16 protein-coding genes, 1 tRNA gene, 1 pseudogene and 1 riboswitch are annotated in these 22,691 nt (G+C 40.4%); of the genes and pseudogenes, 9 read left to right on the top strand and 9 right to left on the bottom strand.

The window, feature by feature from the left end; translation table 11 throughout:
• The first annotated feature begins 17 nt into the window (after window positions 1–17).
• Window positions 18–1,505 carry a carbon starvation protein A gene (locus AB2N10_RS11110; protein WP_354623657.1) on the top strand — a complete coding sequence of 496 codons (1,488 nt, stop codon included), beginning with the start codon at window positions 18–20 and terminating at the stop codon, window positions 1,503–1,505.
• 83 nt (window positions 1,506–1,588) lie between these two features.
• Here AB2N10_RS11110 and AB2N10_RS11115 read toward each other — a convergent pair whose 3' ends face one another.
• Window positions 1,589–3,004 (bottom strand): PLP-dependent aminotransferase family protein, encoded by a 1,416-nt coding sequence (locus tag AB2N10_RS11115; RefSeq protein WP_354623658.1) that lies wholly within the window; start codon window positions 3,002–3,004, stop codon window positions 1,589–1,591.
• Between the two features lie 213 nt (window positions 3,005–3,217).
• Between AB2N10_RS11115 and AB2N10_RS11120 the strand changes: the two genes are divergently transcribed.
• Complete coding sequence (locus AB2N10_RS11120; RefSeq protein ID WP_354623659.1) at window positions 3,218–3,829, top strand: LysE family translocator; 612 nt, start codon at window positions 3,218–3,220, stop codon at window positions 3,827–3,829.
• A 98-nt stretch (window positions 3,830–3,927) separates the two neighbouring features.
• On the opposite strand, the pseudogene AB2N10_RS11125 reads toward AB2N10_RS11120, so the two are convergent.
• A pseudogene (locus AB2N10_RS11125) lies at window positions 3,928–4,327 on the bottom strand (phosphate-starvation-inducible protein PsiE).
• Between the two features lie 299 nt (window positions 4,328–4,626).
• On the opposite strand from AB2N10_RS11125, the gene AB2N10_RS11130 reads away from it, so the two are divergent.
• Window positions 4,627–6,186 carry an EAL domain-containing protein gene (locus tag AB2N10_RS11130; RefSeq protein ID WP_369433844.1) on the top strand — a complete coding sequence of 520 codons (1,560 nt, stop codon included), beginning with the start codon at window positions 4,627–4,629 and terminating at the stop codon, window positions 6,184–6,186.
• 32 nt (window positions 6,187–6,218) lie between these two features.
• On the opposite strand, the gene gss is transcribed toward AB2N10_RS11130, so the two are convergent.
• Window positions 6,219–8,132, bottom strand: coding sequence for a bifunctional glutathionylspermidine amidase/synthase (gene gss / locus AB2N10_RS11135; RefSeq protein ID WP_369433845.1), 1,914 nt, complete (start codon window positions 8,130–8,132; stop codon window positions 6,219–6,221).
• Window positions 8,133–8,381: 249 nt separating this feature from the next.
• The gene (locus AB2N10_RS11140) at window positions 8,382–9,773 is read right to left on the bottom strand and encodes a fibronectin type III domain-containing protein (protein WP_354623663.1); all 1,392 of its coding nucleotides are present in this window, start codon (window positions 9,771–9,773) and stop codon (window positions 8,382–8,384) included.
• A 78-nt stretch (window positions 9,774–9,851) separates the two neighbouring features.
• A riboswitch (cyclic di-GMP riboswitch) is annotated at window positions 9,852–9,937 on the bottom strand.
• Window positions 9,938–10,681: 744 nt separating this feature from the next.
• Here AB2N10_RS11140 and AB2N10_RS11145 point away from each other — a divergent pair.
• The gene (locus AB2N10_RS11145) at window positions 10,682–11,581 is read left to right on the top strand and encodes a diguanylate cyclase (RefSeq protein WP_369433846.1); all 900 of its coding nucleotides are present in this window, start codon (window positions 10,682–10,684) and stop codon (window positions 11,579–11,581) included.
• Window positions 11,582–12,056: 475 nt separating this feature from the next.
• On the opposite strand, the gene AB2N10_RS11150 is transcribed toward AB2N10_RS11145, so the two are convergent.
• From AB2N10_RS11150 to AB2N10_RS11170, 5 genes are all read right to left on the bottom strand, one after another.
• Window positions 12,057–12,132 (bottom strand) — tRNA-Trp (locus tag AB2N10_RS11150).
• Between the two features lie 116 nt (window positions 12,133–12,248).
• Window positions 12,249–12,482: a thioredoxin family protein gene (locus AB2N10_RS11155; RefSeq protein WP_354623665.1), complete on the bottom strand. Its 234-nt coding sequence runs from the start codon at window positions 12,480–12,482 to the stop codon at window positions 12,249–12,251.
• Window positions 12,483–12,500: 18 nt separating this feature from the next.
• On the bottom strand, window positions 12,501–13,481 hold the full coding sequence (locus tag AB2N10_RS11160) for a permease (RefSeq protein WP_354623666.1): 981 nt from the start codon (window positions 13,479–13,481) through the stop codon (window positions 12,501–12,503).
• A gap of 72 nt (window positions 13,482–13,553) precedes the next feature.
• Window positions 13,554–14,072: a sigma-70 family RNA polymerase sigma factor gene (locus tag AB2N10_RS11165; RefSeq protein ID WP_354623667.1), complete on the bottom strand. Its 519-nt coding sequence runs from the start codon at window positions 14,070–14,072 to the stop codon at window positions 13,554–13,556.
• 27 nt (window positions 14,073–14,099) lie between these two features.
• Window positions 14,100–14,516, bottom strand: coding sequence for a hypothetical protein (locus AB2N10_RS11170; protein ID WP_369433847.1), 417 nt, complete (start codon window positions 14,514–14,516; stop codon window positions 14,100–14,102).
• A 336-nt stretch (window positions 14,517–14,852) separates the two neighbouring features.
• On the opposite strand from AB2N10_RS11170, the gene AB2N10_RS11175 reads away from it, so the two are divergent.
• The 5 genes from AB2N10_RS11175 to AB2N10_RS11195 all read left to right on the top strand — a co-directional run bounded on the left by AB2N10_RS11175 (window position 14,853) and on the right by AB2N10_RS11195 (window position 22,686).
• Window positions 14,853–15,968 (top strand): phosphoserine transaminase, encoded by a 1,116-nt coding sequence (locus tag AB2N10_RS11175; RefSeq protein ID WP_354623677.1) that lies wholly within the window; start codon window positions 14,853–14,855, stop codon window positions 15,966–15,968.
• Between the two features lie 29 nt (window positions 15,969–15,997).
• On the top strand, window positions 15,998–17,359 hold the full coding sequence (gorA, locus tag AB2N10_RS11180; protein WP_369433848.1) for a glutathione-disulfide reductase: 1,362 nt from the start codon (window positions 15,998–16,000) through the stop codon (window positions 17,357–17,359).
• A gap of 116 nt (window positions 17,360–17,475) precedes the next feature.
• Window positions 17,476–18,588, top strand: a complete 1,113-nt coding sequence (locus AB2N10_RS11185) for a phosphoethanolamine transferase (RefSeq protein WP_369433849.1) — start codon at window positions 17,476–17,478, stop codon at window positions 18,586–18,588.
• Window positions 18,588–19,157, top strand: coding sequence for a phosphoethanolamine transferase (locus tag AB2N10_RS11190; protein ID WP_369433850.1), 570 nt, complete (start codon window positions 18,588–18,590; stop codon window positions 19,155–19,157). Before AB2N10_RS11185 ends, AB2N10_RS11190 begins: the two co-directional genes overlap by 1 nt.
• Window positions 19,158–19,527: 370 nt before the next feature.
• Complete coding sequence (locus AB2N10_RS11195; RefSeq protein WP_369433851.1) at window positions 19,528–22,686, top strand: DUF2126 domain-containing protein; 3,159 nt, start codon at window positions 19,528–19,530, stop codon at window positions 22,684–22,686.
• The last annotated feature ends 5 nt before the right edge of the window (window positions 22,687–22,691 follow it).

Raw genomic sequence — 22,691 nt, forward strand, 5'->3', positions numbered from 1 at the left:
TCAAAGGAGAGAATAATATGTTGTGGTTTTTATCTTGTGTCGCGATGTTACTCGCTGGATATTTTATCTATGGCACCATCGTTGAAAAAATTTTTGGCATAAAGCATAAACGCACCACCCCCGCCTATAGCAAGCATGACGGTGTGGATTATGTGCCCATGAATAAAGGTAGAGTTTGGTTAGTACAACTACTAAATATTGCAGGCATCGGCCCTATTTTTGGTCCAATAATGGGCGCACTATACGGCCCCGCAGCCATGCTATGGATCGTTTTCGGTTGTATTTTTGCCGGCGCGGTACATGATTATTTTTCTGGCATGTTATCTATTCGTAACGGTGGCGCATCAGTCCCCACGATCACCGGAAAATATCTCGGACAAGGCGCAAAACATTTTATGAATATTTTTGCCCTGGTCCTGTTATTGTTAGTCGGTGTGGTTTTCGTCTCCGCACCAGCGAATATGATCACCAACCTAGTTAATCAACAAACTGATTTAGCGATGCCGCTAATCACCATGGTTATTGTGATTTTTACCTATTATGTGATCGCAACCATTGTCCCAATTGATAAAATTATCGGTCGTTTCTACCCATTTTTTGGTGCGTTATTAGTATTTATGTCGGTCGGACTTGTCGTCGCATTAGCCTTTTCAAGTGAACATAGTATGCTTGCTAACTATGCAATAAGCGATATGTTCAGCAACATGAACCCTAACAATTTACCACTCTGGCCAGCCCTATTTATCACCATTGCCTGTGGTGCAATTTCTGGCTTCCATGCCACACAATCTCCATTGATGGCGCGTTGCATTGAAAATGAAGGCAATGGCCGCTTTGTATTTTTTGGCGCAATGATTGGTGAAGGCATTATCGCCTTAATTTGGTGTGCATTAGCGCTTTCGTTCTTTGGTTCGGTTGATTCATTAGCCGAAGCGGTAAAAGCGGGTGGCCCTGGTAGTGTTGTTTATGGCACTTCGATTGGCCTACTCGGTACCTTTGGTGGCATTATCGCCTTCTTAGGGGTCGTTATTTTACCTATCACATCCGGAGATACTGCATTCCGTTCAAGTCGTTTGATCCTCGCTGAATATTTCAACATGGAACAAAAAACAATTCGCAACCGTTTACTAATGGCATTACCGCTGTTCACTATCGGCGCAATATTAACACAGGTCGATTTTGGTATTATCTGGCGCTACTTTGGTTTTGCCAACCAAACGACCGCTGTGATGATGCTCTGGACAGCTTCTGCTTATTTGCTCCGACATAATAAATTCCACTGGATAACGACCGTGCCAGCGATGTTTATGACTACCGTATGTATTACATTTATCCTTAGTAATACAACCTTAGGATTTGGTTTGGGTATCAATATCGCAACGGTAATGGGCATTGTCGCCATGTTAATGATCACCACCTATGTGATTAAAAAATCTAAAGGTAAACATATTGCCGATGAGCCCGTTGCAGGCGAAGAGGAAATTGCTCCCAACTTGAGTATGTAACCTACCTATTTTTACGGCGTAGCAATCGCTAACTATTGCTACGCCTAAATAGAGCATATAACTACAGGAATTCCTATAATCGATTAAACGTCCATTTGCCGATTGATAAAGTAAGCTAGTTTGCGTATGCCATCTTCACGCGCATTGGCATCTTGCTCACTAAAATTAATACGCATGCAATTGCGAAACTTTCCCGTTGCAGAAAATAGCGTACCGGGTGCGATATTAACACCGCCCTCTCGACACTCCGAGGCTAACTTCACCACGTCGACCACTTTCGGTAACTCCACCCACATGATGTATCCCCCTTTCGGGAAACTGCAACAAATCTGCGTGGGTAAATATTTATTCATCGCAGCCATTATCTGATCTCGACCTTGCTTGTACAACAAACGCATCCGGCGCAGATGCCGAGCATAGGCCCCCTTTCGTATAAAGTCGGCAATCGCTATTTGTGGCAACGTCGGGCACATCGAACTACTTACGTATTTAATATGGGTGACTTTATCGCGATAACGCCCTGGCGCAATCCAGCCGACTCGCATCCCTGGCGCAATCGTTTTAGAAAAAGAGGAGCAAAGCATAACCCGTCCATCTTCATCAAAGGATTTAATGGTGCGAGGACGAGGATATTGAAAAGATAAATCACCATAAATATCATCTTCAATAATGGCAATGTCATAGCTTTGTGCGAGCTGATAAAGACGTTTTTTATGCGCCTCAGACATAATATAGCCCATCGGATTATTGCACGTAGGTGTCAGCAAAATAGCTTTAATAGGCCATTGATCTAAGGCGAGTTCTAAGGCTTCTAAACTAAGTCCCGTTTCAGGATGGGTGGGAATTTCCAACGCCTTTAAATTCGATGCTTTAATGGCTTGCATCGAGCCATAAAAACTTGGTGATTCAATGGCAACAATGTCGCCGGGTTGAGTCGCCGCACGTAAACAGACCGATAATGCTTCTTGGCAACCAGAGGTCACCACAATATCATCGGGATGCAATAAACATCCAGACCCAGCCGCAAGCGAGGTTAATTGCTCTCGTAACTCCAATGAACCGCGAAGATCTCCATAGGGTAAGCTGATCTGCCCACTATGGCGGGTTAAATCAGACAACTTTTTCAATAATGGTTGCAACGAAGCAGCGGTCATATTAGGCATCGCATGCTGCAACTCGACCGTACCAGCAATATTTTGACTCAACAGTAGCCCTAACACCTCTTCCCACTGTGATATATCGAGGGGTCGTTGTGGTGGTCGTGACGTTTCAGGTAAATTATAAGTCGGCGCTTGGGAAGTCACAAAATACCCAGACTTCGGTCGAGCCTCCACCAGCCCTTCCATCTCAACTTGCCGATACGCTTCCTGTACCGTTGAAATGCTTACCCCATGGTCACTTGACAATTGACGAACAGAAGGTAAACGCTCACCAACTTGAAATAATCCTTGCTCAATATGCATACGTAAATGATCAGCTAACTGCTCATACAGTTTCATAAAGCACTCCCTCACCTTTATCTGTAACGAATAATAAACAATACAGACAAAAATTACCCATACAGATTAAATATAAAATGACAATACAGCTAATTTATGTGCATTTTGTATTGTTTATTTAACTTTTTCTGAGTCTGTATTGTTTTTAAGGGGAGATTAAAATGGTTTCACAGTAGCGAGTATAAGTGGCAAAGGATGCAATAGGAGATCAACATGGAAAATAATTTGTTAATGGCATTGCTTATATTTAGCTTTGTTATGTCAGTAACACCAGGACCCAACAACATAATGCTGTTGAGCTCTGGCGCACAGTTTGGCTATAAACGGACCTTGCCACATATTGCAGGTATCATTATTGGTGTCGCACTACTGCTCACAACCTTATTACTTGGGTTCGGGGCTGTTTTTCAATTTTATCCACCACTCTATCAAATATTACAAATAGTAGGGTCTCTCTATCTGTTATGGTTATCGTGGAAAATCGCCACTGCACCGACCAACACAGAGCTAGTTAACACCAACAATAATATTTCGCAGCCAATGAATATGCTATCTGCTATCACATTTCAATTTGTTAATCCAAAAGCTTGGGCAATGGGTATCGCAAGCGTGACTACCTTTACACTCGCAGGAGAGCACTATTTTAGGTCAGGATTATGGATCCTCGCTTGCTTTGCCATAATGGGGTTTATTGCCATTAGCATTTGGGCTGCACTCGGTCAGGCGATAGGACAATATTTAACAACGCAATCGCGAAAGAAAAAGTTTAATTATTTAATGGGGATATTAACTGCTGCAACGATACTGCTGATTATTAGCGATTAGTGCCCCCAACTCAGGATAAGCAAAGCGGCGTAGCTATTGCGGCGCAGGAATACACGGAAATAGTGATGCTATATCGATTTGCTTATCCTGAGTTGAAGTTAACTATTTTCTTCGTTATGGTATGGATATTTCACGTGGCCATAGCGAATAATTAAAATAGATAGCGCAAGAACGAAGCACCGCACCAACCAGTGCCAACAACCTCGCAGTGTCTAAATTTTTCATATCAAGAATGATGTAACGTGCAATTGCTACGATCGCAATATATAAAGGCATACGTACAGGTAATTTCCCTGATTTTAGGTATATGCCGACCATAGCGAAGACTTCAAGGTAGATAAAAAGCAGTAGAAGATCCGCCAGCGTTACCTGCATTGCCAAAAACATAGAAGTGATTTCAAAACACATAGCGACTATCGTTGCGATAGCAATAACGGTTAAGCCAATATATTCTGCCACCAGCAAAAATTTATAACTTGAACTTTTTAACTTGCCCACTCATTTATCCCTAAATTACTCTGACCAAAAGAGCTTTGACCAACAAAATTTGCCTCAAAAACATAACTTAGCATAGAAATTTCAAAATAACCTAGATCTATTAATTTAAAAAGTTAATAGAAAATAGACATAACACTTTTGCTGTCACTGGTGCACAGATTGTATGCCCTTAGGTAACGCGAGATTGCAATATACCAGCAAACATCATAGAATAATTTTACACAACACCGCACCACAGAATATAAAGCCAATGTAATCATATATAGCAATTCTGTTCTTAAATAAGAATCAATAACCCTATGTTCATAACAACTAGCTCACCACTGCATAAATCGATTATTCCATCTCCGATGCTACGTTGTTCATTAGCCGCTATTTTTGCGCTATCGGTACTAGCCGCCATCTTATTATTTTTATTACAGCAGACAAAGAATACTCTCCAAGATGTGAGCAACAGTATGGCTAATGACGCTTTATGGCATATTGATGAAATGGCAACGAATACTCACGCTACCTTGGATCATTTGTCCGAATACTCGGATTGTAGTTGTTCCGAGGTCAAAGAACAACTCGAAAATCAGCTCATTACAGGCATTTACTTACACTCCATACACCTATTTAAAAATAACACCATTTACTGCTCTTCTGTATATCGTGCCATTGGTTTTCCTGTTGCAGGTAAAGAATATTATAGCAATGGCGAAATGCTGCTACTTACAAGCAAGAAACTGAATAACAACATTCCCCTTTTAGTACACCGACGTGATATTGAACAGACAGGTATCCTCAGTTTGATAGATGGGCGCTATTTACGTCTTGCTCTTAGTGTTCAAGAAGAGAAGGGATTTATCGCTTTACAAGTGGGTGAAACATGGATGACCGAAACAGATCAAACAGCAGATGGGCCCCTGCCTAAACTTACATTTGTCAGCAAAATAAAATCACAACAATTCCCCATTACAATCATAGCCGGTTTTCATGATGAAATTTTATGGCAACAATTGTGGGAAAATAATGGCGTATTATTAGTAATTGTTATCCTTCTGCTTCTGCTGCTATCCGTAGTGATTGTCCGCGCTCTTAAGCAACCTTATTCCGTCCAAAGAACATTAAAAAAAGCGCACCTCAACCAAGAATTTATCCCTTACCTGCAATCTATTGTAGACTCGCAAGGCAAACTCTGTGGCGCAGAAGCATTAATGCGTTGGCAAACTACTCCAACACAACTTGTTAGCCCTATAGCATTCATTCCCGCGATGGAAGAAACTGGATTAATAGTCCCCATAACCTCATCTATCATTCGTCAGTTAGCTGATACCTTAGAGCCACAACAGTTACTATTACCCGATAATTTTTACATTAGTGTCAATATCAGTAAGTCGCACTTTAAAAATCTCTCATTATTGGAAGATTGCCGTTACTTCATCGATAAGCTATCAATAAAAAAAGTGAAGATCTGTTTAGAGATCACGGAACGCGAGCTCATCGAGCAAACAGAACTTAGTGATTACTTACTGCAAAAGTTAGCTGAAATGGAAGTAAAAATAGCCATTGATGATTTTGGAACAGGGCATGCTTCCTTTGATTACCTGCAGCGTTTTAGAGTAGACATACTAAAAATAGACCGAGGTTTTATCACTAATATCGGTGCAAATTCATTCTCAGAGCACCTCATCGAGACCATGATTGAACTCAGTCATAAACTCAATTTGTTCACTATCGCAGAGGGAGTTGAAACTATCGAACAATCTCAATATTTAGAAAAACATGGCGTTAATTTTCAACAAGGTTTTCTTTTTGCCAAACCTATATCGATGAACGAATTTATACAAATTAATGGCAAGAACAAAAAATCATAGTACTTGCCATAATGCCCTTAACATTCATATATTTATTTCTTAATCACCGGCTGATTCTGCTGCAAAATATCTTCATCATTAACAAAACGTAACGCTAAACAATCACTCTCTTTGCTAATGATCATCGAAGAATCAACTCGCAAGCAACTACCTGCATACTTACCCGCAGCGGTGAAGGTACAAACCTGTACATAGTAACCATCCACCAAGGGTAATGGAAATAGCGCTTGGTAGATATGATCCTGCGCGGCGAATTGCCCCCCCGTTGCTTCGATAATATCTTGATCCTGATCGATCAATTGAATATTCGCACCACATCGCCCAACAATAGGTTTACTGACATAACCACTCTCTTGCAACGCCTCATTTAGCTGAAAATCGGCATTGAGCAGCAAAGGATGATTTGGGAACAATGACCAGAGCACAGGAAGAATCGCTTTATTACTGGGAATGAGTGTCCAAAGTGGTTCAAAAATCATGATATTTTTATGCAATAAAACATCGGCAAGTCTCGGTGCCTGCCCCTTTTTCGATGCTGGCTGATAATTTTCAGGCACGACAGCATCGGACTCACATTCTAAACGAATTTGATCCAGTGCGGTTTCCCACGACCACGTTTTCCACACCCACTGTAGTACTTCACCTTGCGCATCAACAATGTTACCTGATTCACCCCACGTTAATGCGTTAATACCAGCAATCATTCGACTCTCAATGCCTGCCGCTTCTAATGTTTGCTGAATAAATAGGGCATGGTATTTCTCTTCGGGATCATGATCATGAAGAATATGTACTAGCCCTTTCGCCTGACTTTTTCGCCATGCTTGCACAAGTTGGTTAAAAAGATCTTTACCCGCATCTTCCCCCTCATGGACGCCATAATGACGCGCCCATTTACCCTGAATTTTAGCCCCCTCCATATAACAGGATGCCGAATCACAGTTATATTCATACACCTTTAATCCCTGCGTTGTCATCGCGAAATCAAAACGACTCGTGATCAATTGGTTAAGACGGTTATCCCAGGATTGGCGGATCTTCGGCAAGAGTGCCCTTGGTAAATTAAATTTATCTAATAACGCTTCATTATCAAGCACATAATCCGTTGCATGCATAAATAAGCCATGCAACTCATTGGTCGCTCGACGCAAGGTATCCTGCGCTGTTTTCGATAAAACGTAGTAACGATACTGGTCTGCAACGGCTGCACTTAATTTATGGCCATGCAGGGCGTGAACATAAGCTGCTTCATCTTCATTCGCCACATTTAACCACGACTTTTGAGGCTCTAACAGGGGTTTTGCATAATGGCTAGATAATGAAAATAGCTGCTTGTTAGTTTCCACACTCGCTTCTGCATAGCGATCATCATCAGTTTGTATCATCCAACCTAAAATCAAGGCATCATTAAAAGAACAAGCAACCCAATATTCACCCTCCTCCGTGATCGTCGCGATTAGCTCGCGACTAAAATCGCGCCCATCAGGCCAAATTGTATGGTCAAGATTTTGTTCTGCAATACGAATTTTATCGGCAAACACTTCCGTCACAATGGCAACGTGGCCAGTCTGCTCAAACTCCCCGCCTTGCTCCCAAATCAATAAACTTCCCGGTTGCGGATGACGTTTACTACCGTTAGCAAAAGCTTGTAAGGGTAAACGTGTATTGGAAGCAATATCGCGCACAGAACGTAAATTAAAAATATCATAGGCCATCGGCACATCATCAAAAAGATAGCCATGATTGAGATACATCCAGCGTCGTGCAAATTCCACGCATTGCCATTTATAGCCCATGTAAATACCATCAACATAATTGCGAAAGGCGCTACGTTTTGGGTATTCGCTATCACTGGCGCTATCGTAATCACTAGAATATGCAGCAACGCCACCGGGTGCATAACCAAGCAGAGTACCAAAGGGACGAGAAGTGGCTATGTGGGTCAAAGCGATATCCTTTTATTAGAGTGAGAAGATAACTAATATATGCGACTAATTTATTATTAGCAATGCCGTCATTTATCTAGAACCAAAATAAAAACTAGGTATATATGAAAGGGTTTCTAAAGGGGGGAGCTGTGGTCGATATATTCGTGAACAAGATAAAATGGGACGTTAAAAAAGATAGTCGTAGAATAAAAAATCGGCAACAAGCACTGGCTTGTTCCCGATTATAGCTAAAGCCTTTAATCTAACTTATTGAATTGTTACACCAGCAAAACCGAATCCACTATAACTGCCGAATGTACCAACTGGATGAATGTTGATATCAACAATACCTTCGAACTCAATATCCACTTTCATGTAATGCCAAGTATAACCAGAAGGCACTTCAACTAATTCACTTTCACCATTAATGATAATTTCAATAAAGGCAGCATCATTACTCCAAACACCCGCATTAAAATAGACCGAAGCAATATTTACCTGTTGCGAACCACTTGCCAATTTAATTTCAACGCCATTACTCTCTTTCCATGACATACTTTGATAGCCCGAATTAATCTCATTGCCGCCATTAACAAATGTGTACTTGCCATCGCGATATTTGCTTTTACCGTAGAATGATAAATTCTGCAGTACGGCGTTAGAAATATCTTCATTACCATTTATCCCATTGGCGCTATAAAAGCTTGCATCCGTTGTGTCGATAACAGACCCAAATTTTGTTTCTGTTGCAACAAGTGCCGCATAATTTACCACAGGCGCCATATTTGCATTATCAAAAACAATACCAGCAAACATAACAGCACTGTAACCTGAACGATCCGAATCTGTTGTTATATGCACAGGAACTGTACCATCAAAAACAATGTCCACTGCAAAGAAATGCCAGCTATACCCCTTAGGTAACGTAACAACTTGAGTTTTATCACCCGCAGTTACAACGACACTAGATTGTTGATCATCCCAAGCTCCAGCCTGCATATACAAGCGTGCAGTTTGTTCATTACCTGTACCATGTAAAACAAATGAAAGGCTATTACTACTGTCAAACTTCATACTGGTATAACCATTCTCAAGTTCAACCCCCTCATTTTGGAAGCTAAAATAGTCTTTATCTGCAGAACTAATTTTACCTGAATTTATTACAAAGTTGCTGCCTTCAAGTGTCTCTTGAGTGTACTCTTGATTATGGGTGACATTACTTTTAAATGAATAAAGCGTTTTTCTACCTATTTCAATAGCAACAGGTTTAGAAATAGTTTCATGCGATATAACAACACTGCCAGTAAAATCAGGCTTATCGCCAGGGAGCGTTTCACCTGGATCGGGAACAACAGGCACCTGTGCGCACACTTCTTCGGAATTGTTTTTTCCTGCTTGGTTAAATGCCGTTATCCGATAACAATATGTCTCTTCACTAATAACATCTAAATCATTATATTGCGTAGTATTGGCAGCTAACACTGCGATATTTTGGAAAAAGTCATCATTAACAATGCGCTTTTCAACAAAAAATCCTTCTTCATTTGTTGAATTATCATTCCATGCTATCTGCAAACTAGCAGATAATGCAACGGGACTCATAATGAATAACAATATTACAATTAGGCGGGTATAAATTAAATTAACTAGTTGATTCATTTTTGCCTCCACAAAAGTGATCAATCAGCGTTTATTCATAATTTGTAAATTAGGAGGAATGATAAGAACTATTATCGCCTCGGTAACTCCGCTGCCATAGACTGATAGTCAACAGGCCGGTGGTTTTGCGTATTAAGGTTTCCCTTAACTTGCCTTTTTCTAGCTACAATATTTAAACAACTGAATATTAAAAAATAGGATTGGTTAAATTTCATACAAATTAAAACAGAAAAACGAACAGATTAAAAGCGTTAATTTAGTAATTAATCACTCAAAAAAAGCAAAATAGGACCTACTTTTAGAGGGATCAAACGTAAGCATCAACTAACATTACACACCTAGGCTTGTGACTTTTTATTCAGATCAAGTATAAAAATCAGCGTCTTATATTTTCATCACCGCTACCTCCCCAACCTCTCCATCAAGCTGAAATAGAGCAACAACAAGATAAAAACAAATACCAAATAACAAGATCTACCTCACACACTAACCCACAATTAAATTTACTTTTTTATGATTTTTAGTCTACGCACTTAGATGAACAGAGAAATATCACAGCAAAACCAACAAAAAAATGTGCTGTATAGTGGTGGTATTGCAATCAGTAAACAAACTTTCAACGAATAAATAAGAAAATTAATGGATAAATTTATTTATATTGTGACACTCTTATCTACAATAATTTATCTTTCCTCATCTAAATTATCTACACTAAGAGTTAGAGTTAATGCTTAAATTTGTTGTCGTACTTACATAAACGGACTGATAACCTTGCGCATTAATAAGGCTTCCCCTATCCTTTTACAAGACAAATAAAAATAGCTGTTCAGACAACAATAGCATATGTTTTTTAATTTATTACAAGCATTGACCTCCGCTGAATCACAACTAATAATTACGGAGAGTAAATGAAAAGATGCATACGATATTATTTAGAACTCATTTTTGCTGTACTGGCTTTGAGCGTAAGCCTTTGTTCTTATGCCTGTAAACCTATTATCACCCCCACCTTTGCCAATATTAGTAAAGATATTTTAATCAGAGACCTACTTGTTTTATCTTTATCGAAAGTGATCGAAGCTGAGAATATTTGCGTAAAACCCTATATAGAAAACCTTTCCGATGCACGTAAAAGTAAACATGTTATGCAAGGTTTGATTGATGTGACATGGGCAAGTGCCTCCGCTGTTGAAGAAGATAATTTACAGGCTATTCGCATTCCTATCTTCCGTGGTTTGCAGGGGCTGCGCATTTTTATTATCCGAGAAAATGAGCAAACACTATTTGATGCAATCACAACGCTAGATCACTTGCGTCAATATCAAGCAGGACAGGGTACTTTTTGGGGGGATACAAAGGTATTAAAAGGCGCGAATATTCCCGTCATAACCACTCCCATATCAGAAAATTTACTCTCTATGCTTGCTAAAAAGCGGTTTGATTACTTTCCCTTAGCTATTCATGAGCCATGGGTCGCTCTGAGTGCACATCCTGAGCTACCACTCGTGGTTGAAAACTCAATTATACTTTCCTACCCTTCTGCCTTTTATTTTTATGTGAGTAAAGATAACCAGACCCTCGCATCGAATATCCTCAACGGAATGAAAATAGCGATTGCAGACGGCTCTTACGATCAATTGTTATTTAGCTCTGACTTATTGAAAGAAGCGTTTCTGCGCGGTAATTTAACTCAGCGAAAAGTATTTTCAGTACAAAATTCTAATTTTCACCACAAAATTCCAAAAGAAAATAGGGTATATTGGTTATCTGCAGATGAATTAATCACAATGATGTCTAAAAACAGATGAGAGCCAAAACAAGAGCTGATAATACCAACCTCATAATATTATGGTCATAGTTTGTTGAGGATAAATACCGAAAAACAAGGCGCATGATTGAGTACTAGCAGGCTATTACAATTGAATGCAACGCTGTTACCTATTATTTTAACCAACAAGATAGATCAGATACTTATGCGGATTAGTATTATCTCCCTACAGAGCGATGAAAAGGCTATTAATTAAAAAATAGCAGGCAATATAATAAAAAGTATTGATGTATACCCATGATACTTCAAGAGGGGTATATAAGTGTTGCGGCGCCCATAAAATTGCTAACAAGCTACAAATTTATTCGCTCACACAGAGAGGACAGGATATGGACAGGAATAATTTTATTACTTAGGAGTGTTTGAGACAATAACTGACTAATAAATGCGTTGTAACTTATTGATAACCCTAGAAACAACAAAGCCCCGACAATTGTCGAGGCTTTATCTAAATGTGGCAGGGGTGGAGAGATTCGAACTCCCAACATTCGGATTTGGAATCCGACGTTCTGCCATTGGAACTACACCCCTGCAGACGACGCAAATAATACCTAAGCTAATTTCAAAGTAAAGTGCTTTTTATGCAAACTCGGTTAACTGCCTAGAAAACAAGCAAAGCAAGCTGCATTTCTATTTTTTACCAAGGTTTAACGAAGAAAATCTTGCACCTTCTGCTGGTCGGGAACCGAGCCCGAGTGCACCAGTTTACCATCCACGGAAACCGCTGGTGTACTCATCACCCCAGCCGCCATAATCGCTTGTAAGTCCGTCACTTTGGATAACGCGATATCAATATCTAACTGCTTCGCGGTTTGTTGAATCAACTCTGCTGTTGTGACGCAATTTTTACAACCAGATCCATATACATTAATCGTTTTCATTTTATCTCCCTGTTTATTCTAAAAGTTAACTGCATTAAATAACCAACCAATCAAACTCAAAGCGACCAGTAAATAGGCCGCAATCATTATTAATAATCGCGTGGTCATCACCTGTTTGAGCATCATGAATTCAGGCAAACTAACGGCAACAGCGCTCATACAAAAAGCGAGCGTTGTTCCCAATGGCACGCCTTTTAATAATAAGCTTTCAATAATGGGGACTATAGCAGTGGCATTAACATACATCGGAATAGCGAGCAAAGTGGCAACTGGAACAGACCACCACTGCCTCGCCCCTAGATGCTCACTAAACCATGTTGCAGGTATAGCACCATGAATCACCGCACCAATAGCAACCCCAAGTAGGACCCATTTCCAAACTCTACTAAAGATGGTTAACATCTCTTGTTTGGCAAATTGATGGCGTTCGAATAAGGTCATTTTATTCTGTTCATATGCAATATCAGGCATATCATCCTGACGTTTATATTGCTGAGCAAGAAACGCTACTAACATGCGTTCCCCTTTGATTAAATCAATGAGAAAACCAGCTGAAATGCCAAGTAATAAACCGATGCTGATATAAATAAGGGTAAATTTAAGACCAAGCAGAGATCCCAACATCACCACCACCACTTCGTTGATCAAAGGGGAGGTTAGTAAAAAGGCGATGGTGACACCAAGCGGAATACGTGCGGAGACAAAGCCCATAAATAAGGGAATCGAACTACAGGAACAAAAAGGGGTAACCGATCCAAAAATTGAACCGAGAATATAGCCTAAGAACCTATTTTTACCCTGTAAATAGTAACGGACTTTTTCAGGGTTAAGCGTGGCTCTCACTACGGCAATAAGGTAAATCAGCACAACCAATAGCACTAAAATTTTACTAGTGTCTTCAATAAAGAAGTGAACGGCTCCTGTCAATCGACTATCGGGCACCAGATTAAATAATGAATAAGTTAGCCAATCGGCAAGGTAAGTGAACCAAGCTAGCATGAATGCTCTCCGCTGAATGTATCTCTAATTATAGACACGAACAGGGAGGTAAAAAGATGCAAATTTTTTAAATTATTTTCTGGGTATAAAGGCGATAACCCCCTGTTGATCAAATTCCACCTTACAGGATATGATCATCTGCTCACGCAATTTCTTTCGCGCCCGCTGTATTCGTGATTTGCTTGCGCTCAACGACAACCCTTTATGCTGTGCATATTCTGATTGTGAAAGCCCCTGTATATCACAGAGCTCGATGGCCTCTTTGTCACTTTCATCTAATTCACACAAAACGCGGATCAAACAGTGTTGTAAATTCACAATCGGCTGCTGCTCTGGTTGCACACTGACTTCTGCATTGATATTCATTTCTAACTTCGCTTTGCGATGTGCATCAATGAGCGTATTTTTAGTGATAGTAAAAAGCCAACTTTTAGCGTGCGCTAATGTACAAAAACGCGCTTTATTTTGTAGGGCTTTAATAAACACATCTTGCAGAAGGTCTTGAGCCAACTCGCAATCACCTGTTTTTTTTACTAACCAATTTTTTAATGCCTGCTCATTTGCATTCCAAGCGACCATTAAACAGTCCAAAATATCAACCTTATACCAAATAACCACTTAATAAACATACTGTTCAGCTTGCGCGAGTATTGATGTCATCCACATTTTAGCATCGTTAATATTATTGAAGAATTGATAGGCTTCCCCCGCCTGATTATACAAATCACTCAGATGACGCTGACCTAGCGCAGGAGCAGTACAATCAGTTAAAATTAAAGCCGTTGCGATACGCCCGTTTTGTTTGTCATATTTAACGTATTCAACCAGTAACTCAGCGGCCTCTGGCGTATGGATCGGATCTCCGTTTAAGGTAACGATCACCCCCCATTTTTCATGGGTTCGCAACCGCTGTACTACATTCGCATTGCTAAGAGAAAGGATCATCGCTTCTTTATTCCAAGGGCCACACCCCTCAATCATTAATATATTATTTACTAATTCAAAGTGTAATGTCCCATGGTCTGTTTTCATCATTGAACTCCGTTGTGGGCTACTTTAAAAAAACATAATGTGTTTCTATATTCGCTCATTTATCACGACGAATAAATCGTTAATGATAAGATCTTTGTTATCCCCCTCAAAAATAAAAACAGCTATCGCGATCACCCATATGAACAGCGCAATAAATGATGCAATGAAGGCAATATTGACCTCAATATAGTGCTTGCCGTAACCTTTCTCCCACCTTAGTATAGGCAATTTAATTCGTTAATTTTAAACCACTTTACGTATAATGCTTTTATCAGCACAATAAATGCCATGATAAAAAATAATCGATTGTTTTTTAAAGGATAATAAACAATGAGTAACCTGCAACCAGCTATCAAACCAGTTAACCCTAATTTTTCATCTGGCCCATGCGCTAAACGCCCCGGTTATGATATTAAGCAGTTAGATATTGCGACGTTAGGCCGTTCGCACCGTTCCGCTCTTGGCAAAAATGCGTTACAAAAAGTGATCGACGATACCGCTAAGCTATTAGCGCTACCTAAAGATTACCGCGTTGGTATTGTCCCCGCTTCTGATACGGGCGCGATGGAGATGATCATGTGGTCGATGCTCGGTGAGCGCCCTGTTGATGTCTGTTATTGGGAGTCATTCGGACAAGGTTGGTTTGCCGATATTACTAAGCAACTTAAGTTACAAAACGTCAATGAGATAAAAGCAGATTACGGGCAACTACCCGATCTATCGCAAGTGAATTCCGATCACGATGTTGTCTTCACTTGGAATGGCACAACCTCTGGCGTCAAGGTTGAAAATGGCGATTTCATTCGCGACGATCGTCAAGGATTAACTATTTGTGATGCGACTTCGGCGGTATTTGCGATGCCAATGCCTTGGGAAAAATTAGATGTCACCACATTCAGCTGGCAGAAAGTATTAGGTGGTGAAGGTGGTCATGGCATGATCATTTTAAGTCCACGCGCAGTGGCTCGTTTAGAAAGTTATACTCCGAGCTGGCCGCTACCTAAAATTTTCCGATTAACTGCAGCTGGAAAATTGCTAGAGGGAATTTTTAAGGGTGAAACAATTAATACCCCTTCTATGCTCTGTGTGGCAGACTATCAAGATGCATTAGATTGGATCTCGGATATCGGTGGTGTACAAGCGAGCATCGAAAAGTCGCAACAAAATCTCGCCATCTTAGAGACCTTTGTCTCAGAAAATGATTGGATTCACTTTTTAGCTGAGAATGCACAGATTCGCTCTAACACCAGTGTATGTCTATCTCTCGACTTAGATGATCAACAAATTAAACAATTCATAACATTACTTGCCGATAATCAAGTTGCCTATGACATTGGTGCCTACAAAGATGCGCCAAGTGGATTACGTATCTGGTGCGGCAGTACCGTACAAGCAAGCGACTTAAAAGCCCTATTACCTTGGTTAAGCTGGGCATATCAAGTAGTTTGTAAATAAACATAAAGCGCAAAGCGTTGGAGAAAACAATGAGCGAAAATAATTTTGATTTTGACTATATCTGTATTGGCGGTGGCAGCGGCGGGATTGCATCGGCAAACCGTGCAGCCAGATATGGGCAAAAAGTCGCAATCATCGAGGCCAACGCATTGGGCGGCACCTGTGTCAATGTCGGCTGTGTCCCTAAAAAGGTGATGTGGCATGGTGCGCAAATTGCCGAAGCGATTAACCTATACGCACCAGATTATGGTTTCGACGTGAACCTAAAAGCATTTAATTGGGCAAAACTGATAGAGAGTCGCCAAGCCTATATTGGTCGTATCCATGAATCCTATGACCGCGTATTAGGTAATAACAAGGTGGAAGTGATCAAAGGCTTTGCCACCTTTATTGATAAAAATACGATTGCAGTTGGTGATAAACAATACCGCGCCAAACATATCACCATTGCCACGGGCGGTCGCCCAATTATCCCCAATATTGCAGGGGCTGAATATGGCATCGACTCGAATGGCTTTTTTGATCTGAAAATACAACCTAAACGCGTGGCCGTAGTCGGTGCTGGTTATATCGCCGTTGAGATTGCAGGCGTCTTACATGCTTTGGGTACGCAAACTCACCTTTTCGTGCGTAAAGAATCACCTCTCCGCAGTTTCGACCCGATGATCATTGAAACGCTCGTTGAAGTGATGGAAAAAGAGGGCTTGAGCTTACACACCCACTCTATCCCCAAAGAAATCGTTAAAGAAAGCGATGGTAGTTTAACCCTACACCTTGAAAATGGAAAAAGTTGCAATGTTGACACCCTGATTTGGGCAATCGGGCGTAGCCCCGCCACAGATACCATTAATCTTAGCGCTGCAGGTGTCGCAACCAATGACGCTGGCTATATTAAAGTTGATGCCTACCAAGAGACAAATATACCGGGCATCTATTGTGTTGGCGATATTATGGAAGGAGGGGTAGAACTGACTCCCGTAGCCGTTAAAGCGGGTCGCCAGTTATCTGAGCGCCTATTTAATAATAAAGTGGATGCCAAAATGGACTATAGCCTTATTCCTACGGTGGTATTTAGTCACCCACCAATTGGCACTATTGGGTTAACGGAACAACAAGCTATTGCACAATATGGCGAAGCCAATGTTAAGGTTTATCAGTCGGCTTTTACCGCGATGTATAGTGCAGTGACACAACACCGCCAGCCATGCAAAATGAAATTGGTCTGTGCGGGCGCAGAAGAGACCGTCGTTGGTCTGCACGGTATCGGTTTTAGTGTCGATGAGATGATTCAGGGGTTTGCTGTCGCAATGAAAATGGGCGCAACAAAAGCCGATTTTGATAGTGTTGTAGCTATTCACCCAACGGGATCGGAAGAGTTTGTTACTATGTAATGTCCACTTCCCACTCTTACCAAAAAAGCCCTGTCTATATACAGGGCTTTTTTATTAGATAACTGAAAAATCAAATAAACCTTTCCTTAAGCGTTTCTTAAGTTTATTAGCGGAGAATGAGTAAAAATAATTCAACAGAAGAAATCCATTTGAAACTATTACCACAAAAACTACTCAACCACTTATCCGTGAAAATGAGTATTGAATCCCTTGTACTACTCACCTCATTATACTTTGCCATTGTGATCAATTTCCCTTTTATTACGAGGATGCATGAGCTTGCCGATCCCGCTCACGTAATTTTTTCACTGACCCCATTTGCCGCGCTAACGGGTGCATTTTTGGTTATTTTCACCTTATTCTCGTTTAAGTATATTTTTAAACCCGTCATCATATTTATACTGCTATCATCGGCAAGCGCGACCTATGCGATGATGAAATACAATGTATTGTTTGACTATTCGATGGTCGAAAATATTTTTCAAACCAATATTGCGGAAGCTAATTCATACATTAATCTGCGATCTTTTTTATATCTATTTTTCCTTGCTTTTATACCTGCACTATTTATCGCGTTGGTAGAGATAAAATGGACTGATTCATGGCTAAAAGGGTTACTACATCGTACTGGGATGATCGTGATTGGCTTTGCTATTCTTGGTATTATTGCAGCCTTCTTCTATAAGGACTACGCCTCAGTTGGACGCAATAATCACTATCTCAATAAAATGATTCTACCTACACATCTTTACTACGCAGGAAGATATATTAACAATACTTACTTTGTTAAACCGCTCGCGTTTAAAGTCATGGGTGAAGATGCAAAAATTATAAAAAGCGATAATAATAAACCCACATTGATGGTATTAGTGGTCGGTGAAACCGCGCGCTCAGAAAACATTGCCTACAATGGTTATGAACGCAATACCAATCCCTACACGGAAAACTTAGCCATTATTTCATTTCAAAATGTCTCTTCATGCGGCACGGCAACGGCGCACTCATTGCCTTGCATGTTTTCATCTTTAACACATAAAAATTATGACCATAAAAAAGTGAACGCGCAGAGCAATGTCTTAGATATTATGCAGCATGCGGGTATCGATGTGATCTGGTATGAAAATGATGGCGGCCATAAAAACGTTGCACAACGCATTAATAAAGAAGAAGTTTCAACGAGCAGTGCAAACCCGTTCGTGATGGCAGTGTCTGTGTCGATGAAGTGTTAGTGGACAAATTAAAAGAGCAATTAGCAACACAACCAGCAAAAGATTCATTAATTGCTTTTCATCTCATCGGTAGTCATGGTCCGACCTATTGGAAGCGTTATCCAACAGAAATGGAAACCTTTAAACCAGCCTGTCGCCGTAGCGATATAGAGAATTGTAGCGATCAAGAAATTGTTAATGTTTATGATAACACCTTGGTTTATACAGATTATGTATTAGCAAAAACCATCAAAGTATTAGAAGAGTATGAAGATCGTTATAACGTAGTCATGTTATACGTATCAGATCATGGTGAATCTCTGGGCGAAAATGGTCTCTACCTTCATGGCACGCCTTACGCATTTGCACCAGAAGAGCAAACTAAAGTTCCTTTATTTATCTGGCTCCCTGACAGCTATGCCGATGTAAAGGGAATCAATAAAAGCTGTTTAAGTGATGCAGCCAAACAGCAGTCGTTTTCACACGATAATTTATTCCATACCTTATTGGGCTTATATGGAGTGACCACGGAAGTGAAAGATGCACAACTAGATATGACAGCTAACTGTATGGATAGCGATAAAAAATAGACAATATATACCCATGTTACCTCAAGATTCTTTGCTATCTTAATGTAACATGGGGTATGCATCATAGACTGATACTTACCCATTTTATCCCACTGCTAGTTCATAGAATATTTGTGTTTTTAAAATTAACCTGATGTGATGGTTACTTCATTTAGTGCTATTTTAGTGCGTTGTTTGCACGATTGAGGGCGTTATTTGTATTTTCATCGCTTCCTAATTTTAGATAAATGGCTTTTAAATAGGCTATTTAAACGATTTTGAATAAATTCCTCTATTTCATGCAAATGGAATAAATAATGCAATATATCAACACCAAATGACATTTTCATGTTATTTATATAGATTCATATCATCAAAGGGGAATTAGTCGATGACAATTACTGTTGGTATTTCACACCATACCGAATATAAATATGACCGTTCTGTGAAAATGGGGCCGCATATATTTCGTTTACGGCCTGCTCCTCATAGCCGTACTAAAATTAAGAGTTATTCTTTAAAGATCACCCCAGAAGATCACTATATTAATTGGCAGCAAGATCCCTTTGGTAACTATCAGGCTAGAGTGGTATTTAATGAACCGACGACAGAGTTCAGCTTTACTGTTGATCTAGTCGCTGAAATGACGGTCATTAATCCCTTTGATTTCTTCTTAGAAGAGTATGCAGAAGAGTTTCCATTTGTTTATGACAAAACATCAAAGGCGGAACTTGCTCCCTATTTAAAAAAACGTAAAGCCAGTCCGAAATTATTAGAGTTAGTTGCCTCTTTGACACCTAAAGAGCCGATACGTAGTGTCGATTTTTTAGTAGCAGTGAATAAGGCGATCTATGAGTTAGTGGATTACGGTATTCGTTTAGAGCCTGGTGTTCAGACTGCCAATGAAACGCTCACTAAAAAAACGGGTTCATGCCGTGATTCAGCTTGGCTATTAGTACAACTATTCCGTCATTTAGGATTAGCTTCGCGATTTGTTTCAGGCTATTTAGTGCAGCTAACCTCTGATCAAAAATCATTAGATGGACCAAGCGGCCCTGAAGAGGATTTCACTGATTTACACGCTTGGACTGAAGTTTATATTCCTGGTGCAGGTTGGATTGGTCTTGACCCAACCTCTGGATTATTTGCTGGTGAAGGCCATATACCATTAGCTTGTACACCAGAAACCAGCTCTGCAGCACCAGTAACGGGCGGTATCGATAAGTGTGAATCAGAATTTAGTTTCTACAACAAAGTAACTCGCGTACATGAAGATCCCCGTGTGACAAAACCCTATTCAGAAGCACAGTGGTCTGCCATTAACCGTTTAGGGCAAAAAGTTGATCATATTTATGATGACGAGGGCATTCATTTAACCATGGGTGGCGAACCGACATTCATCTCTATTGATGATATGGAACACCCGCAATGGAATACGGCAGCCGATGGCGAAGAAAAAAGAGTCTTAGCACATCATCTGTTTTTAGAAATGAATAAAGTCTTTACGCAAGGCGGTTTCACTCATTACGGTCAAGGGAAATGGTATCCAGGTGAACCTTTACCTCGCTGGCAGTACGGCTGTTATTGGCGTAAAGATGGTGCGCCACTATGGAAAGACGCCAACTTATTAGCAGATCCCAATAAAGATTATAAATTAGATCATAAAGATAGTAAGAAATTTGCTGAAAAGTTAAGTGATGCATTAGGGTTAGGTAAAGCAGCCTTAACCACTGCTTACGAAGATATTCTTTACCATATGTGGCAAGAAGCGTCTTTACCTACTGAAATTGGTCCAAAACAACCTGAAGTATTAGATGCAATGAGCCGTAAAGGTTTCTTAGCTAAAATGGAAAAAGGGATAGAAAAACCAGTTGGTTATGTGCTGCCTTTACAATGGAATGATGGCAAACATTGTTGGCAGTCGTGCGTTTGGGAATTTAAACGTGGTCACTGCTTCTTATTACCTGGTGAATCACCATTAGGTTATCGTTTACCTTTAGATAGTCTTCCTTGGTCAGATAATATTATCGATCGCGACCCGTTTGATATTCCTGATAGCTTTGCGAAAACCAAGAAAACGAAAAAAGGTATTATCGGCAAAGAGATGATTAAAACGGCACTGGCACTTGAGGTCAGATGCGGACGCTTATATGTCTTCATGCCGCCAACCAGTCACTTTGAACATTATTTAGCGATTTTAACTGCCGTTGAAAGTGTCGCTAAAATGCTAGCAATACCTGTAGTAATTGAAGGCTATACACCACCTAAAGATAGTCGTGTTGAAAAATACGCGGTAACGCCAGATCCTGGCGTTATCGAAGTGAATATTCATCCGTCTAAATCTTGGGAGCAATTAGTTGAAAGAACAACAACCTTATATGGTTTAGCTAAACAATCACGTTTAGGCACCGATAAATTTATGGCTGATGGTCGCCATACGGGGACAGGTGGTGGTAACCACGTAACCTTAGGGGGTGAAACACCTGATCAAAGTCCGTTCTTACGTCGCCCAGATATTCTAAGAAGCTTCATTACTTATTGGCAGCATCATCCAGGACTATCTTACCTATTTTCTGGTCTGTTTATTGGCCCAACAAGCCAAGCACCAAGGGTAGACGAAGCGCGTGATGAAATATTGTATGAGTTGGAAATTGCCTTCTCACATATGCCTGAAGGTGAAGTGCCTGCTCCTTGGTTAGTAGATAGATTATTACGTAATCTATTGGTCGATTTAACCGGCAATACGCATCGAGCTGAGTTCTGCATTGATAAGTTATATTCACCTGATTCGGCAACGGGGCGTTTAGGTATCGTAGAGTTCAGGGGCTTTGAAATGCCACCTCATGAACAAATGAGCTTAGTACAGATGTTACTGTTACGTACTCTGTTAGCTTGGTTCTGGAAGAAGCCTTATCACAAACCTCTCGTTCGTTGGGGGACAGAATTGCATGATAAATTCTTATTACCGCAATATGTTGAAAATGATTTAGCAGAAGTAAGCCGTGATTTACAACAAGCGGGTTTTGGATTCCAATTAAGCTGGTTAGACCCTTTCTTTGAATTTAGATTCCCAGTTTGTGGTACGCGTGAACTGGATAATGTCACATTAGAACTAAGAACGGCTATTGAACCTTGGCATGTATTAGGTGAGGAGGCAACGGGCTCAGGTACGGCGCGTTATGTAGACTCTTCGTTAGAAAGGGTACAAATCAAAGTACAAGGTACAATGAGTGACCGTTATATCGTTACTTGTAATGGTCGCAGGGTTCCCCTTAAAGCTGTTAAAGGTAAAGCGAAGGATGAAATGGTTGCCGGTATTCGTTACCGTGCATGGCAACCACCAACGGCATTACACCCAACGATCGGTGTGCATGCACCGCTTACGTTCGATTTGATTGATACCTGGGAAGGACGTTCATTAGGTGGTTTTGTGTATCACGTTAGCCATGCTGGTGGACGTAATCCTGAATCGTTACCTGTAAATGCCTTTGAAGCTGAAGGACGACGTGTAGCACGTTTCTGGAACATGGACATACACCTTCATTACTGAACTCA

Source organism: Psychromonas sp. MME1 (assembly GCF_041080865.1).
Lineage (GTDB): Bacteria > Pseudomonadota > Gammaproteobacteria > Enterobacterales > Psychromonadaceae > Psychromonas.